Source organism: Pseudomonas sp. microsymbiont 2 (genome assembly GCF_054788395.1).
Genome location: NZ_CM139112.1, coordinates 33,007 through 48,773 on the forward strand (window position 1 = coordinate 33,007; position 15,767 = coordinate 48,773).

At 64.8% G+C, this 15,767-nt stretch carries 14 protein-coding genes; 5 read left to right on the forward strand and 9 right to left on the reverse strand.

Annotation, left to right across the window (positions count from 1 at the left end; all coding sequences use genetic code 11):
• Window positions 1-162 precede the first annotated feature (162 nt).
• Together ACYUME_RS00175 and ACYUME_RS00180 are read right to left on the reverse strand one after the other, a co-directional pair.
• Window positions 163-1,311 carry an NAD(P)/FAD-dependent oxidoreductase gene (locus ACYUME_RS00175; RefSeq protein WP_279888521.1) on the reverse strand — a complete coding sequence of 383 codons (1,149 nt, stop codon included), beginning with the start codon at window positions 1,309-1,311 and terminating at the stop codon, window positions 163-165.
• A gap of 29 nt (window positions 1,312-1,340) precedes the next feature.
• The gene (locus ACYUME_RS00180; RefSeq protein WP_011536423.1) at window positions 1,341-1,508 is read right to left on the reverse strand and encodes a rubredoxin; all 168 of its coding nucleotides are present in this window, start codon (window positions 1,506-1,508) and stop codon (window positions 1,341-1,343) included.
• 248 nt (window positions 1,509-1,756) lie between these two features.
• Here ACYUME_RS00180 and ACYUME_RS00185 point away from each other — a divergent pair, with 248 nt between their 5' ends.
• Together ACYUME_RS00185 and ubiA are read left to right on the forward strand one after the other, a co-directional pair.
• Window positions 1,757-2,314 (forward strand): chorismate--pyruvate lyase family protein, encoded by a 558-nt coding sequence (locus ACYUME_RS00185; RefSeq protein WP_460417644.1) that lies wholly within the window; start codon window positions 1,757-1,759, stop codon window positions 2,312-2,314.
• Complete coding sequence (ubiA, locus tag ACYUME_RS00190) at window positions 2,314-3,204, forward strand: 4-hydroxybenzoate octaprenyltransferase (protein ID WP_460417645.1); 891 nt, start codon at window positions 2,314-2,316, stop codon at window positions 3,202-3,204. The genes ACYUME_RS00185 and ubiA overlap by 1 nt, the downstream gene beginning before the upstream one ends.
• A 103-nt stretch (window positions 3,205-3,307) precedes the next feature.
• On the opposite strand, the gene ACYUME_RS00195 is transcribed toward ubiA, so the two are convergent.
• Window positions 3,308-3,679, reverse strand: a complete 372-nt coding sequence (locus ACYUME_RS00195; RefSeq protein WP_279888416.1) for a COG4315 family predicted lipoprotein — start codon at window positions 3,677-3,679, stop codon at window positions 3,308-3,310.
• A gap of 175 nt (window positions 3,680-3,854) precedes the next feature.
• Here ACYUME_RS00195 and phoB point away from each other — a divergent pair, with 175 nt between their 5' ends.
• The 3 genes from phoB to ACYUME_RS00210 all read left to right on the forward strand — a co-directional run bounded on the left by phoB (window position 3,855) and on the right by ACYUME_RS00210 (window position 7,412).
• The gene (phoB, locus tag ACYUME_RS00200) at window positions 3,855-4,544 is read left to right on the forward strand and encodes a phosphate regulon transcriptional regulator PhoB (protein WP_011536427.1); all 690 of its coding nucleotides are present in this window, start codon (window positions 3,855-3,857) and stop codon (window positions 4,542-4,544) included.
• A gap of 72 nt (window positions 4,545-4,616) precedes the next feature.
• A complete protein-coding gene (gene phoR, locus ACYUME_RS00205) occupies window positions 4,617-5,888 on the forward strand; it encodes a phosphate regulon sensor histidine kinase PhoR (RefSeq protein ID WP_279888426.1) in 1,272 nt (423 codons plus the stop codon).
• Window positions 5,889-6,071: 183 nt separating this feature from the next.
• On the forward strand, window positions 6,072-7,412 hold the full coding sequence (locus tag ACYUME_RS00210; RefSeq protein ID WP_279888417.1) for a hemolysin family protein: 1,341 nt from the start codon (window positions 6,072-6,074) through the stop codon (window positions 7,410-7,412).
• Between the two features lie 176 nt (window positions 7,413-7,588).
• Here ACYUME_RS00210 and ACYUME_RS00215 read toward each other — a convergent pair whose 3' ends face one another.
• From ACYUME_RS00215 to ACYUME_RS00240, 6 genes are all read right to left on the reverse strand, one after another.
• Window positions 7,589-8,488: a M23 family metallopeptidase gene (locus tag ACYUME_RS00215; protein ID WP_279888418.1), complete on the reverse strand. Its 900-nt coding sequence runs from the start codon at window positions 8,486-8,488 to the stop codon at window positions 7,589-7,591.
• Window positions 8,489-8,702: 214 nt separating this feature from the next.
• Window positions 8,703-9,602: a response regulator gene (locus ACYUME_RS00220; RefSeq protein ID WP_460417648.1), complete on the reverse strand. Its 900-nt coding sequence runs from the start codon at window positions 9,600-9,602 to the stop codon at window positions 8,703-8,705.
• Between the two features lie 163 nt (window positions 9,603-9,765).
• Window positions 9,766-10,536 carry a phosphate signaling complex protein PhoU gene (gene phoU / locus ACYUME_RS00225; protein ID WP_279888420.1) on the reverse strand — a complete coding sequence of 257 codons (771 nt, stop codon included), beginning with the start codon at window positions 10,534-10,536 and terminating at the stop codon, window positions 9,766-9,768.
• 181 nt (window positions 10,537-10,717) lie between these two features.
• Complete coding sequence (gene pstB / locus ACYUME_RS00230; protein ID WP_279888422.1) at window positions 10,718-11,551, reverse strand: phosphate ABC transporter ATP-binding protein PstB; 834 nt, start codon at window positions 11,549-11,551, stop codon at window positions 10,718-10,720.
• Window positions 11,552-11,655: 104 nt separating this feature from the next.
• On the reverse strand, window positions 11,656-13,326 hold the full coding sequence (gene pstA / locus ACYUME_RS00235) for a phosphate ABC transporter permease PstA (RefSeq protein WP_460417650.1): 1,671 nt from the start codon (window positions 13,324-13,326) through the stop codon (window positions 11,656-11,658).
• A gap of 17 nt (window positions 13,327-13,343) precedes the next feature.
• Complete coding sequence (locus ACYUME_RS00240) at window positions 13,344-15,632, reverse strand: ABC transporter permease subunit (protein ID WP_460417652.1); 2,289 nt, start codon at window positions 15,630-15,632, stop codon at window positions 13,344-13,346.
• Between the last annotated feature and the right edge of the window lie 135 nt (window positions 15,633-15,767).

Sequence of the window (15,767 nt, forward strand, 5' to 3'; positions counted from 1 at the left end):
TGTTGTTATGCCGTGCTGCCGAGTGGAGCAGCGTTCAAGGCACCGCAGGCTCTAGGCTGCGGTAGACGCCAGTGAGGATGGCACGCCGACCGGGGCCGCGCCAGTATCTGGGCGGCCATTGTCGCGGCAAGAACAGGATAAATCCGACAGAACGCGCGCTATTTACGCCATCAAGGGCGGCAACTGCCGATTCAGCGCCAGTTTTTCCATGACCGCGCCACCGGTCAGGGCGTAACCCAGCAGCTGGCCATCAGCGCCATGGCAGAGCACTTTCAGGTCAGCGCCGCCACCCTCCACCACCCAGGTGCCCTCATGACCGGGTGGCACCGGGGACACCACCAGTGGGCAAGCCGGGGTCTTCACGGTGATCGGCATCGGGCCGTAGGCCACCGCCGTCGGCTTGCCGGTCAGGGTCTGGGCCAAGGCACGGGCACAGGCCATCAGCGGCATGACATACAGCAGATTGATACCATCGACTTCGGCGCAGTCGCCCAGGGCATGGATGTTGGCGTGAGAAGTACGCAACTGGCGGTCCACCACGACGCCACGATTGACCTGCAAGCCCGCCGCCGCAGCCAGGTCGGTACGCGGACGCAAGCCGATGGCCGACACCACGAGGTCGCAGGGAATCACGCTGCCATCGGACAGGTGCGCCTCGAGCGCCTCCCCGGCCCGCAGCAGGCGGGTCAGCACCGGACCGAGGTGAAAGCGCACGCCCAGCCCTTCCAGGCCCGCCTGCACAGCGGCGGCGGCGGCCGGATGCAGCAAGGTCGGCATCACCTGCTCGCACGGGGCGACGACCTCGCACTGCAGGCCACCGAGGGTAAGGTCGTTGGCGAACTCGCAGCCGATCAGTCCGGCGCCGAGGATCAGCACCCGCTGCCTGCCAGCGGCGGCAGCACGGAAGCGTGCATAGTCCTCGAGGTCGTTGATCGGGAAGACCCTATCGCTGGCATCGCCCTCGACCGGCACCTGCACGGTCTGCGCGCCCCAGGCCAGCACCAGGTCGCGGTACTCGACGGCTTCCTCGCCAATCCACAGGCGCTTGTGCCCCGGATCGATACCGCTGATGCGGGTGTGGGTGCGGATTTCGGCCTTGAGCTGCTCGGCCATGGCGCCCGGCTCGGCCATGCACAGGCCGTCGGCGTCCTTCTGCTTGGCGAAACCTGTGGAAAGCATGGGCTTGGAATAGGAACGACCGTCGTCGGCGGTGATCAGCAACAGCGGTGTGTCGCCGTCGAGCTTGCGAAATTCTCGCGCCAGGTTGTAACCGGCCAGGCCGGTACCGATGATCACCACGGGGGACGTCATGTCGTGCTTCCTTGTTCAGTTCAGGGGGATCAGCCGATGGCGATCATTTCGAAGTCGCTCTTGCCCACGCCACAGTCGGGGCACAGCCAGTCTTCCGGTACGTCTTCCCAGCGGGTGCCGGGGGCGATGCCGTCGTCCGGCCAGCCTTCGGCTTCGTCGTAGATCAGGCCGCAGACAATACATTGCCACTTCTTCATCAGGTCATTTCCTCGGTACAGGCTCAGGCTTCTTGTTGCTGCTGATGGCCTCTTCGCGGGTAAACCCGCTCCCACAAGGACCGCAGACAACCTGAGGGCTGCGCTGTACCTGTGGGAGCGGGCTTACCCGCGAAGGGGCCACCGCGCAATTCGTGGGGGCTTTGTACTGGCCCTGCCAGCAGTATGCAAGCGCTCGGGGCAAACATGCTAAGCTCGCGGCCTCTCTGGCCTGTATCAAGCATACCCACGTGCCTTACGAAACCCCGCAAGCAGCCGCTGTCGCGTGGCTGGCGTATCCACAGCTGGCGACCACGCTCGACCAGCCGACCCTGGACTGGTTGTTCGACGAAGGCTCCCTGACCCGTCGCCTGACCCGTCTCTCCCACGATCACTTCAGCGTCACCCCTCTGTTCGAGGGCTGGCAGCCCCTGCGCGACGACGAATGCGCCACCTTGAGCCTTGCTCCCGGCGCGCAGGGCTGGGTGCGCGAGGTCTACCTGCGCGGCCATGGCCAACCGTGGGTGTTCGCCCGCAGCGTGGCCAGCCGCACCGCGCTGGAACGCGGCGGGCTGGACCTGGAGACCCTGGGCAGCCGCTCGCTGGGCGAGCTGCTGTTCTGTGACCAGGCGTTCGTCCGTCACCCAATCGAAGTGTGCAGTTATCCACAGGGCTGGCTGCCCGCCGAGGTCGCCAGCGCCGGGCTGTGGGGACGCCGCTCGCGCTTCGCGCGCGACGGCCTCGACCTGCTGGTGGCCGAGGTGTTCCTGCCCGCCCTGTGGCACGCGGCCAAGGAGGAACACCGCTGATGTACCTGAATCTGCTCAAGTCGCTCAACCGCCTGCATCCAAGGGCCTGGGACTTCATCCAGCTGAGCCGCATGGACCGCCCGATCGGCATCTACCTGCTGCTGTGGCCAACGCTGACCGCAGTGTGGATCGCCGGCAACGGCTCGCCGACCCTGGCCAATGTGCTGATCTTCGGCCTGGGCGTGGTGCTGATGCGCGCCGCCGGCTGCTGCATCAACGACTTCGCCGACCGCAAGGTGGACGGCCACGTCAAGCGCACCGCCGACCGGCCGCTGGCCAGCGGCCGGGTGAAACCGCGCGAGGCGCTCATGCTGTTCGCCGTGCTGGTCGGGGCGAGCTTCCTGCTGGTGCTGTGCACCAACGCGACAACCGTGTGGCTGTCGTTCGGCGCCGTGGCCCTGGCGTTCTGCTATCCGTTCATGAAGCGCTACACCTACTACCCGCAGGTGGTGCTGGGCGCGGCGTACTCGTGGGGCATCCCGATGGCCTTCACCGCCGCAGGCGGCGAACTGCCGGCCAGCGCCTGGCTGCTGTACATCGCCAACCTGCTATGGACGGTGGGCTACGACACCTACTACGCCATGGTCGACCGCGACGACGACCTGAAGATCGGCGTGAAATCCACCGCCATCCTGTTCGGCGAAGCCGACCGGGTGATCATCCTGACCTTGCAGCTGCTGTCGCTGGGCTGCCTGCTGCTGGCGGGCAATCGCTTCGACCTGGGCGGCTGGTTCCACCTGGGGCTGCTGGCGGCGGCGGCGTGCTTTGCCTGGGAGTTCTGGTCGACGCGCAAGCTCGACCGCGAGTCGTGCTTCAAGGCGTTCCTGCACAACCATTGGGCGGGGCTGCTGATCTTTATCGCAGTGGTGCTGGATTACGCGCTGCGCTGAAGCGCACCGCCTCTGTGGGAGCGGGTTTACCCGCGAATGCGATGGTGGTCGCACCGCAACATTCGCGGGCAAACCCGCTCCCACAGGGTCAAATGCTCCCTCTTCAGGGCTTGGCGACGTGCCAGACGTCCTTCACGCCATCACCGGTGGTCTCCCCGGCCTTCTTGTCCTTGACGAAGGTGTACAGCGGTTTGCCGTCGTAGGCCCACTGCATCGAACCATCGTCGCGGGTGACGTGGGTCCACTTGTCCTTCGGCGCCTCGTCGTCCTGCTTGACCATCAACGGCGGCCAGTTCTTGGCGCATTCGCCATTGCACATGGACTTGCCACCGGCATCCTTGTCGAAGGTGTAGAGCGTCATGCCAGCGTGATCGACCCACATGCCGTCTTTTTCCATGGCGTGATGAGCCGACGCCACCCCCGGCACTGCCAGCGCAGCGCACAGGGCCATCCAGCTCAGCGTATGTCGTGTCATTGGAATCACCGTTGTTTCGGGGGTGGAATGGGTTCTGTCAGCCGCCTTGGCGGCCCCTTGAAGCCTAGTCCAGTCACGCGATGTCGCCAGAACGGCCAACGCCCTGTCACACAGCTGCAATAATTTCGTTATCTAATGCGGGCCAAGACACCGTTCCTGGGAGAGGTAATTGAGCATGGTTGGCAGAAACATTCTGATCGTCGACGACGAAGCGCCTATCCGCGAGATGATCGCCGTTGCATTGGAAATGGCCGGCTATGACTGCCTCGAGGCCGAGAACTCGCAACAGGCCCACGCCATCATCGTCGATCGCAAACCGGACCTGATCCTGCTCGACTGGATGCTGCCGGGCACTTCGGGCATCGAACTGGCGCGCCGCCTCAAGCGCGACGAGCTGACCGGCGACATCCCGATCATCATGCTCACCGCCAAGGGCGAAGAGGACAACAAGATCCAGGGCCTGGAGGTCGGCGCCGACGACTACATCACCAAGCCCTTCTCGCCCCGCGAACTGGTGGCGCGCCTGAAGGCGGTGCTGCGCCGCACCGGCCCGAGCGACAGCGAAGCGCCGATCGAAGTCGGCGGCCTGCTGCTCGATCCGATCAGCCACCGCGTGACCATCGACGGCAGGCCAGCCGAGATGGGCCCCACCGAATACCGCCTGCTGCAGTTCTTCATGACCCACCAGGAGCGCGCCTACACCCGTGGCCAGCTGCTCGACCAGGTCTGGGGCGGCAACGTCTACGTCGAGGAACGCACCGTCGATGTGCACATCCGTCGCCTGCGCAAGGCGCTGGGTGAAGCCTATGAAAATCTGGTACAAACCGTCCGCGGCACCGGCTATCGCTTCTCGACCAAGAGCTGATCGAAGCCCCGACGCCCGCTGTACAAGGACTGTCAATTGAACCAGAACTGGCACTCGACCCTGATTCGCCACATGCTGCTGCTGATCACCGCCTGCCTGATCGGTGGCCTGGTCAGCGGCTACTACGGCTGGAGCCTGGCCATCGGCCTGGCGATCTACCTGGGCTGGACGCTGAAGCAGCTGCTGCGCCTGCACGACTGGCTGCGCAACCACCAGCCCGACGAAGCACCGCCCGACGGCTATGGCCTGTGGGGCGAGGTGTTCGACAGCATCTATCACCTGCAACGCCGCGACCAGCGCGTGCGAGGCCGCCTGCAGGCGGTGATCGACCGGGTCCAGGAGTCCACCGCCGCGCTGCGCGACGCGGTGATCATGCTCGACAGCGAAGGCAACCTGGAATGGTGGAACCGCGCCGCCGAGACCCTGCTGGGCTTCAAGACGCCACAGGACAGCGGCCAGCCGGTGACCAACCTGGTACGCCACCCGCGCTTCAAGGAGTACTTCGAGTCGGAGAACTACGCCGAGCCGCTGGAAATTCCCTCGCCGATCAACGACCGCCTGCGCGTGCAACTGCACCTGACCCGCTACGGCAACAACGAACACCTGATGCTGGTGCGCGACGTGACCCGCATCCACCAGCTGGAGCAGATGCGCAAGGACTTCGTCGCCAACGTCTCCCACGAGCTGCGCACGCCACTGACGGTGATCACCGGCTACCTGGAGACGCTGCTGGACAACGTCGAGGACGTGAACCCGCGCTGGAGCCGCGCCCTGCAGCAGATGAGCCAGCAAGGCTCGCGCATGCAGACCCTGCTCAACGACCTGCTGCTGCTGGCCAAGCTGGAAGCCACCGACTATCCCTCGGACAACCAGCCGGTGCTGGTCGACACGCTGCTCACCGCCATCAAGAACGACGCCCAGGCCCTGTCCGGCCCACGCAACCAGCGCATCACCCTGGAGGCCGCCCCCGGCATCCGCCTCAAGGGCAGTGAGTCGGAGCTGCGCAGCGCGTTTTCCAACCTGGTGTTCAATGCAGTCAAGTACACCCAGGACGAAGGCAATATCCGCATCCGTTGGTGGGCCGACGACCAGGGCGCGCACTTGAGCGTGCAGGATTCGGGGGTCGGCATCGAAGCCAAGCACCTGCCACGCCTGACCGAGCGCTTCTATCGGGTCGACTCCAGCCGCGCCTCCAATACCGGCGGTACCGGGCTGGGGCTGGCGATCGTCAAGCACGTGCTGATGCGCCATCGCGGGCGCCTGGAAATCAGCAGTGTGCCGGGGCATGGCAGCACCTTCACCTGCCACTTTGCGCCGGCGCAATTGGTCGCAAGCAAAGCCTGAGTCATCGCGGGGCAAGCCCGCTCCCACGCGCTGCCCGAGCGATCGTGGGAGCGGGCTTGCCCCGCGATGGGACGCCTCCCCTTTGCTTTTGCGCCTCCAGCCGCTACATTGGATCCCCCGTGCCAGCCATCGCTGGCACTTTTTTTCTCCCTATTTCAAAGACGGCCCTCGTAAAACCCCATCATGGACCCTTCCCCTGGTATCAGCCTTTCCTCGTTGTTCGCCGATTTCGGCATGATTCTCTTCGCCTTGTTCCTGGTGCTGCTCAACGGCTTCTTCGTTGCCGCCGAGTTCGCCATGGTCAAGCTGCGCTCAACCCGCGTCGAGTCCATCGCCGAACTGCACGGCTGGCGCGGCAGCATCCTGCGCAAGGTACACAACCAGCTCGATGCCTATCTGTCGGCCTGTCAGCTGGGCATCACCCTCGCCTCCCTGGGCCTGGGCTGGGTCGGCGAACCGGCGTTCGCCCATCTGCTCGAGCCGCTGCTGGCCGCCGTGGGCGTGGACAGCCCCGAGCTGATCAAGGCGATCTCGTTCTTCATCGCCTTCTTCGTCATCTCCTACCTGCACATCGTGGTCGGCGAGCTGGCGCCCAAGTCCTGGGCGATCCGCAAGCCCGAGCTGCTGTCGCTGTGGACCGCCGTGCCGCTGTACCTGTTCTACTGGGCGATGTATCCGGCCATCTACCTGCTCAACGCCAGCGCCAACACCATCCTGCGCATCGCCGGCCAGGGCGAGCCCGGGCCGCACCACGAGCACCACTACAGCCGCGAGGAACTCAAGCTGATCCTGCACTCCAGCCGCGGCCAGGACCCCAGCGACCAGGGCATGCGCGTGCTAGCCTCGGCCGTGGAGATGGGCGAGCTGGAAGTGGTCGACTGGGCCAACTCCCGCGAGGACATGGTCAGCATCGACGCCCATGCGCCGCTGAAGGAGATCCTCGCCCTGCTGCGCCGTCACAAGTTCAGCCGCTACCCGCTGTATGACGCCGAGCGCGAGGAATTCACCGGCCTGCTGCATATCAAGGACCTGCTGCTGGAGCTGGCCGAGCTGGATCACCTGCCCGAGACCATCGACCTCGAGGACCTGGCTCGCCCGCTGGAACGGGTGTCGCGGCACATGCCGCTGGCACAGTTGCTGGAACAGTTCCGCAAGGGCGGCGCGCACTTCGTGCTGGTGGAGGAAGCCGACGGCAAGGTGATCGGCTACCTGACCATGGAAGACGTGCTGGAGGTGCTGGTCGGCGATATCCAGGACGAGCACCGCAAGACCGAGCGCGGCATCCTCGCCTACCAACCTGGCAAGCTGCTGGTGCGTGGCGACACGCCACTGTTCAAGGTCGAACGCCTGCTGGGCGTCGACCTCGACCACATCGAGGCGGAGACCCTGGCCGGACTGGTCTACGAGACGCTCAAGCGCGTGCCTGAGGAAGAGGAACTGCTGGAAGTCGAGGGCCTGCGCATCATCATCAAGAAGATGAAAGGGCCGAAGATCGTGCTGGCCAAGGTGCTCAAGCTCGATTGAGTACCTTCTTCAGACTGGCGTAGCGCTTCCTCTGGCTAGCGCGAACGCCTTTGTGGGAGCGGCCTTGTGTCGCGATGGGCTGCGCAGCAGCCCCGGCAATTCTGCATGATGCAGAGATCCTGGGGCTGCTGCGCAGCCCATCGCGACACAAGGCCGCTCCCACAGTGACAGAGTGCTTAGGGATTGCCAGCCGTGAAATCCGGCAACCCGCCAATCGGCCGGTCGAACTGATACGGTATCGACTCCAACGCCAGCCCTACGTTGCGCTGCACCACGAAATGCAGGTGCGGCCCTGTGCTGTTGCCGGTGTTGCCCGACTTGGCCAACGCCTGCCCCTGGGCCACCCGCTGGCCCTCGCCCACCACCACCGAGCCGCGCATCAGGTGCAGGTACACGCCCATGGTGCCATCCGGATGCAGTATCCGCACGAAATTGCCCGACGGGTTGGTTCCCCGCCCGCTCTGGTTGTTCTCGATCTTCACCACCACCCCGCCGCGCGCCGCGATGATCGGCGTGCCTTCGGGCATGGCGATGTCCATGGCATAGCGGCCCTTGGGCCCGAAGTGACTGAAGCGGCCATTGGGTCCCTGGCTCAGGCGAAACGGCCCGCCCTTCCAGGGGAACGGATAGCGATAGCCCTGCGGGCGCTGGCCGGGATCGCCCATGGCATAGCGAAACTTCGTGTCGAACTTCAGGCGCGCCCCTTGGCGAGCCTGCACCACGCTGAGCACCTGGGTCGAACGCGGCGCCACCAGACGCCGGACGATGCGCGGGGCATTGCCACCCTGGGCATTGGCCAGGCGCTCGACCCGCAACTCCACCTCCATCGGCACGAACAGCTCGTTGCGCGCGACAAAACGCACGCCACCGGCGAAGTTCTCGGTCTTCAGCCGTACCTGGCCATCCAGTCGCTCGACCATCGGCTCGCGAAAAACGAACGCCCTGGCGCCGGGGCTGGGGCGATCGGAATAGGAGACCACGCCGAAGTTGTCGGTGGTCTTGTAGATGGTCATGCCCAGGCTCGACGCCGAGGCCGTGAGCAAGGCACAGAACAACAGCAGGCGGGCGGGCGGCATGATGGTGGCTTTTTGACAGTTGTGTTCTGTCGAAGCCTAGCAGCCCGAATAAAGACAAGTTGTGACAGCTGGTCGGAAGTTTCAAAGGACAGCGCAGAGAGTATTGGTCCCTGTGGGAGCGGGGTTACCCGCGAATGCGTCGCTGACAGCACCATCGTATTCGCGGGTAAACCCGCTCCCACAGGGTTCACGTCCACCTACACAACCCTGGCCATCAGGCCCCTGGCGTGAAGTGCTTCTGCGCCGTGCCGCGGGCGATCAGGCGCGACAGGTAGTCGAGCTTCTGCGCATCCTGGTCGACGAACTTGAAGGTCAGCTGCAGCCAGTCGCTCTCGGGCTTGGGCTCCAGCGCGGCGATGGCGTGCAGGTAACCATTCAGGCGCGCCACCTCGGCATTCTCGCCCTGCTCCAAGTCCAGCACCGCGCCTTCGAGCACCTGCGGCAGGTTGGCGCTGCGGCGCACCACCAGCAGTGCCTCCTTGAGGCTGAGCGCCTTGATCACGCATGGCTGGTTGCCGCTGGCCAGGCGCAACTGGCCCTGGCCACGACCGCTCTGGGCCGCCGCGGCAGCCGATTTCGGCGTGGGCGCGTTGACCAGCGGTTTGGCGGCGGCGACAGGGGCCGGCGCAGTCTTTACGGCTTCCGGACGCCCTCCGGTCAGGGCGCTGAGCGAGTCGTTGGCGAACGCCGAATTGACCCGGGCCGGCGCGCTGGCCATCAGACCGTCGAGCTTGCCGATCTTGGTCAGGGACTTCTTCACCTTGGTCAGCAGCTGCTCGTTGGTGAACGGCTTGCCGACGAAGTCGGAGACGCCGGCCTGGATGGCCTGGATCACGTTCTCCTTGTCACCACGGCTGGTCACCATGATGAACTGCATGGTCTTCATCTCTTCCTGCTGACGGCACCAGGTCAGCAGTTCGAGGCCGGACATCTCCGGCATTTCCCAGTCGCACAGGACCAGGTCGAAACGTTCCTTGCCCAGCATGGCCATGGCCTTGCGGCCGTTGACCGCATCTTCGATCACCATGCCCGGAAAGGCATTGCGCAGGCACTTCCTCACCAGATCGCGGATGAACGGAGCATCATCCACGACCAGCACATTCACTTTACTCATCGATACTCCTCTTGAATCCCGACTAGCATACCGCCGACTGATGGCCATTTGCCAAACCACTGGTCACGCCGGGACTTCTGTGCTCGTTCGCGGGTGCCTGCTGGTGCTCGCGCGCAAACGAAAACGCCCGGCAAGAGCCGGGCGTTCGTGCTCGGGAGCAATTCTATTTATCGTCCGGTTCAGCCGGAACATTAGCGATTTCGCCCTCGTCGACGGACTCGCCCTGAACCTCGGCCTTCATGCGCTTGAGGCCCATGTGGCGCACATCGGTGCCTCGCACCAGGTAGATCACCAGCTCCGAGATGTTGCGCGCGTGGTCGCCGATGCGCTCCAGCGAGCGCAGCGCCCAGATCACGCTCAGCACGCGGGAGATCGAGCGCGGGTCTTCCATCATGTAGGTGACCAGCTCGCGCAGCGCGGTCTTGTACTCGCGGTCGATGGTCTTGTCGTACTGGGCCACCGACAACGCCAGGTCGGCGTCGAAGCGGGCGAAGGCATCCAGCGCGTCGCGCACCATGTTGCGCACCTGATCGCCAATGTGGCGCACCTCGACGTAGCCGCGCGGCGACTCGCCTTCCTCGCACAGCTGGATGGCGCGGCGGGCGATCTTGGTGGACTCGTCGCCGATGCGCTCCAGGTCGATCACCGACTTGGAGATGCTGATGATCAGGCGCAGGTCGGAGGCCGCCGGTTGGCGACGGGCGAGGATGCGCACGCATTCCTCGTCGATGTTGCGCTCCATCTGGTTGATCTGTTCATCGACCTCGCGCACCTGCTGGGCCAGGCCCGAGTCGGCCTCGATCAGCGCGGTGACGGCGTCGTTCACCTGTTTCTCGACCAGCCCGCCCATGGCCAGCAGGTGGCTGCGCACCTCCTCGAGCTCGGCGTTGAACTGCTGGGAGATGTGGTGGGTAAGGCTTTCTTTGTTGATCATCGTTCGCTCCGCGAAGCAGCTGCAAGTCGTTTGTATCGTTCCCTGGCTTTCCGGCCTCACCTGAACCTGTGGGAGCGGGTTTACCCGCGAAGCAGGCCCTGCGGTGGATGGCACCGGCTTCGCCGGTGTTCGCGGGTAAACCCGCTCCCACAGAGGTCTCAATGCCCCACAAGCACTGTGGTTAGCCGTAGCGACCGGTGATGTAGTCTTCGGTCTGCTTCTTCGCCGGGTTGGTGAACAGGGTGTCGGTATCACCGAATTCGATCAGTTTGCCCATGTACATGAACGCGGTGTAGTCCGAAACGCGGGCTGCCTGCTGCATGTTGTGGGTCACGATGACGATGGTGTACTTGGATTTCAGTTCGTAGATCAGTTCCTCGACCTTCAGCGTCGAGATCGGGTCCAGTGCCGAGCACGGCTCGTCGAGCAACAGCACTTCCGGCTCCACGGCGATGGTGCGGGCGATCACCAGACGTTGCTGCTGGCCACCGGACAGGCCTAGTGCGGACTCGTGAAGACGGTCCTTGACCTCGTCCCACAGGGCTGCGCCCTTCAGCGCCCACTCGACCGCTTCGTCGAGGGTGCGCTTCTTGTTGATGCCCTGGATGCGCAGGCCATAGACCACGTTCTCGTAGATGGTCTTGGGGAACGGGTTGGGCTTCTGGAACACCATGCCGACACGGCGACGCAGCTCGGCCACGTCCTCGCCCTTGCGGTAGATGTTGTTGCCGTACAGGTTGATGGCGCCTTCCACGCGGCAACCGTCGACCAGGTCGTTCATGCGGTTGAAGGTCCGCAGGAGCGTGGACTTGCCGCAGCCGGACGGGCCGATGAAGGCGGTCACGCGCTGCTTGGGAATGTTCATGCCGACGTCGAACAGCGCCTGCTTGTCGCCGTAGAACAGGGACAGGCCGGGTACTTCGATGGCCACGGTCTCTTCGGCCAGGCGCAGGCTCTGCTTGTCGCGGCCCAGGGCCGACATGTCGATGCCGTGGGTATGAGCTTCGTGTTGCATGTTCTTACTCCTTTTGTAGCTGCAAGCTATCAGCTGCAAGCTGCAAGTTTGAGCAAAGCGGCGAGCAGCTTGGCGCTTGCCGCTTGTGGCTTAAGGCTTGGAAATCAGTGGTCGAGGGCCTTGTACTTCTCGCGCAGGTGGTTACGGATCCACACCGCCGAGAGGTTGAGGGTGGCGATCACCAGCACCAGCAACAGCGCGGTGGCGTACACCAGCGGCCGCGCGGCCTCGACGTTGGGGCTCTGGAAGCCGACGTCGTAGATGTGGAAGCCCAGGTGCATGATCTTCTGGTCCAGGTGCAGGTACGGGTAGTTGCCGTCCACTGGCAGCGACGGCGCCAGCTTCACCACGCCCACCAGCATCAGCGGCGCCACTTCGCCGGCGGCGCGGGCCACGGCGAGGATCATGCCGGTCATCATCGCCGGGCTGGCCATCGGCAGGACGATCTTCCACAGGGTCTCGGCCTTGGTCGCGCCGAGGGCCAGGGAGCCTTCGCGCACGGTCCGCGGAATCCGCGCCAAGCCTTCCTCGGTGGCCACGATCACCACCGGCACCGCCAGCAGCGCCAGGGTCAGCGAGGCCCACAGCAGGCCAGGCGTGCCCAGTGTCGGCGCCGGCAGCGACTCTGGGAAGAACAGCCGGTCGATCGAGCCACCCAGCACGTAGACGAAGAAGCCCAGGCCGAACACGCCATAGACGATCGCCGGTACGCCGGCCAGGTTGTTGACCGCGATGCGGATCAACCGGGTCACAGGGCCCTGCTTGGCGTATTCACGCAGGTAGACCGCCGCCAGCACACCGAACGGGGTGACGATCACGGCCATGATCAGGGTCATCATCACGGTGCCGAAGATCGCCGGGAAGATACCGCCTTCGGTGTTGGCTTCACGCGGGTCGTCGCTGAGGAACTCCCACACCTTGGCGAAGTACGCGCCCATCTTGGTGAAGCCGGACATGGCGTTCGGCTGGATGGCGTGGACCACCTTGCTCAGGTTGATCTCCACCTCGCGGCCATTGCCGTCGCGGGCTACCAGGCTATCGCGGGCGAAGGCCTGGTGCAGGCCGGTCAGGCGCTCCTCGATGGCCTTGTAGCGGTTGTTCAGCTCGGCGCGCTCGGCGTCCATGTCGGCCTGGGCGGCGGCGTCCAGCTTGCCGTCCAGCTCCAGCTTGCGGCTGTGCAGACGCAGACGCTCGAGGCCATGGTTGATGGCGCCGATGTCCTTCTTCTCGAGCTTCACCAACTGGTCGTTGAGCTCGCTGGCACGCTTGAGACGGACCTGCAGTTCGTTCCAGGCTTCAGGCCCCTGGGCGACCACGCGCCCCTCTTCCTTGACGCTGACCAGGTAGCCATAGAAGTTGCCCCACTCGCGGCGCTCCAGGGCGATCAGCTCGGCGGGTTTGCTTTCGTCCACCAGCCAGTCGCCGACCACCCAGGTGAAGTCGCTGCCATTGAGGTCGCGGTTACCGACCTTGATCAGCTCACGGGTCATGAACTCCGGGCCTTGCTCCGGCACCGGCAGGCCGGCACCCTTGAGGCGCTCGCGCGGCACCTCTTCCTTCTGCACCACCTCGCCGATGACGACGTGGTCGGCCTGGCCCGGCACCTTGTAGGTAGCCTGGATCAGGTCGGCCGGCCAGAAGTGGCCCAGGCCACGCACGGCGATCACGGCCAGCAGGCCGACGGTCATGATGACCGCCATGGCCACCGCGCCACCACTGATCCAGACGCCGGGGGCGCCGCTCTTGAACCAGCCTTTGAGGGAATCCTTTTTCACGGATCTCTACCTTTCTATCAAAGCGACGAGTATTTCTTGCGCAGGCGCTGGCGAATCAGCTCGGCCAAGGTGTTCATGATGAACGTGAACAGCAGCAGCACGAGGGCGGCGAGGAACAGCACACGATAGTGGCTGCCGCCGACTTCCGATTCGGGCATCTCCACGGCCACGTTGGCGGCCAGGGTGCGCATGCCCTCGAACAGGTTCATCTCCATCACCGGGGTGTTGCCGGTGGCCATGAGCACGATCATGGTCTCGCCCACCGCACGGCCCATGCCGATCATCAGCGCCGAGAAGATACCTGGGCTGGCGGTGAGGATGACCACGCGGGTCAGGGTCTGCCACGGCGTCGCGCCCAGGGCCAGGGAGCCCAGGGTCAGGCTGCGCGGCACGCTGAACACGGCGTCTTCGGCGATGGAGTAGATGTTCGGGATGACCGCGAAGCCCATGGCGATACCGACCACCAGGGCGTTGCGCTGGTCGTAGGTGATGCCAAGGTCGTTGGTGATCCACAGGCGCATGTCACCGGCGAAGAACCAGCTCTCGAGGAACGGGCTCATGTACAGGGCGAACCAGCCGATCGCCAGGATCACCGGAATCAGGATCGCCGCTTCCCAGCCATCCGGGATGCGCAGGCGGATCGACTCCGGCAGGCGGCTCCAGGCAAAGCCGGCCACCAGGATGCCGACCGGCAGGATCAACAGCAGGCTGAACACGCCCGGCAGGTGGCCTTCGAGGTACGGCGCCAGGAACAGGCCGGCGAAGAAGCCGAGGATCACCGTCGGCATCGCCTCCATCAGTTCGATCACCGGCTTGACCTTGCGGCGCATGCTCGGGGCCATGAAATAGGCGGTGTAGATGGCGGCGGCAATGGCCAGCGGAGCCGCCAGGATCATCGCGTAGAACGCGGCCTTGAGGGTACCGAAGGTCAGCGGCGACAGGCTCAGCTTGGGCTCGAAGTCGGTGTTCGAGGCGGTCGACTGCCAGACGTACTTGGGCTCGTCGTAGTTCTCGTACCAGACCTTGCCCCACAGGGCGCTGAAGGAGATTTCCGGGTGCGGGTTGCGCAGGCTCAGAGGCAGCAGCTTGCCGCCTTCTTCGATGATGATGCGGTTGGCGCGCGGCGACAGGGCGAGGATGCCCGCGCCGTCGGCGACCTGCTCGACCAGCAGCGTGCGGTGCGCGGTGCTGTGGAACACGCCGAGCTTGCCTTCGCTGTCCAGGGCGATGAAGCCCTTGCGACGCTCTTCGGCGTCGATCTGCACCACCGGAGCCTTGCCCATCTGGAAACTGCGAATCAGCTTGAAGCGCGACTCGCCGTCCGGGTCGCGGGCCATGAACCACTGGCTCAGGCCACCCTTGGAGTCACCGAAGATCAGCGAGATGCCGCCGACCAGCTGGGCGCTGGCGGTGATCTCGGTATCACCGTCCTCGGACAGCTTGTAGCGGCCATTGAGGCTCTTGTCGCGCAGGCTGAACACGTCGGCGGTGGCGCGACCGTTGACCACGTACAGCCACTGCTGGCGCGGGTCGATGAAGATGTTCTTCACCGTCTCGGTCATCTGCGGCAGCTCGATGCGGTTCTGCTCGATGGAGACCTCGTCGGTCATCATGTTCTCGGTGCGCGACAGCTCGATCACCTGCAGGTGCGCGCCGGTGGAGCCGGCCAGCAACAGGGTGTCGCCGTTGACGTTGACGCTCACGTGCTCCAGCGCGCGGCCCTGCTCGTCAAGGGTGAACAGGTCCTGGCCGTAGGGGTAGTCGATGCCCGGCTCGATGGTCTTCTTGTTGTCCGGGTAGGTGATCTTGTAGGTGTGGTGGAACACCAGCGCCTGACCGTTGGACAGGCCCAGCACCACCAGCGGGCTGCCCGGTTGGTCGGTGCTGATGGAGCTGACCTGGGTGCCGGCCGGCAGCGGCAGGTCGACGCGCTTCAGTTCGCCACCGGTCTTGGTGTCGAAGAACAGCGCCTGGCCCTTGTCGGAAACGCGCATGCCCACGAGGTTCTGTTCCTCGAGGGCGATCATCAGCGGCTTGCCGGCATCCTGCTGCAGCCAGGTCGGCTCCAGGGCCTTCTTGCTCGTCAGCTCGGCGCCCTGGAACAGCGGCAGCACCACATAGGCCAGGTAGAAGAAGATCAGCGTGATCGCCGCCAGCACGGCGAGCCCGCCCACCAGGACGTACCAGCGGGTCAGGCGATCCTTGAGGGCGCGCAGGCGGCGCTTGCGTTGCAACTCGGGCGTATTGAAGTCAATACGCACGGGGGGAGAATTTTGGGTCATTGTGGAGTTGGCCAGATCATTCATGCGCACACCCTAGCGGTCCCGTATGACAAAAACATGACAGTGCAGTGACGCAAAAAAGCCCGCCGCTCAGGGATCCTGGCTTCGGACTGGAAGATTCGCGGAAAAGGCCGGGCATGTGGCACCGGCCTCGTCCTC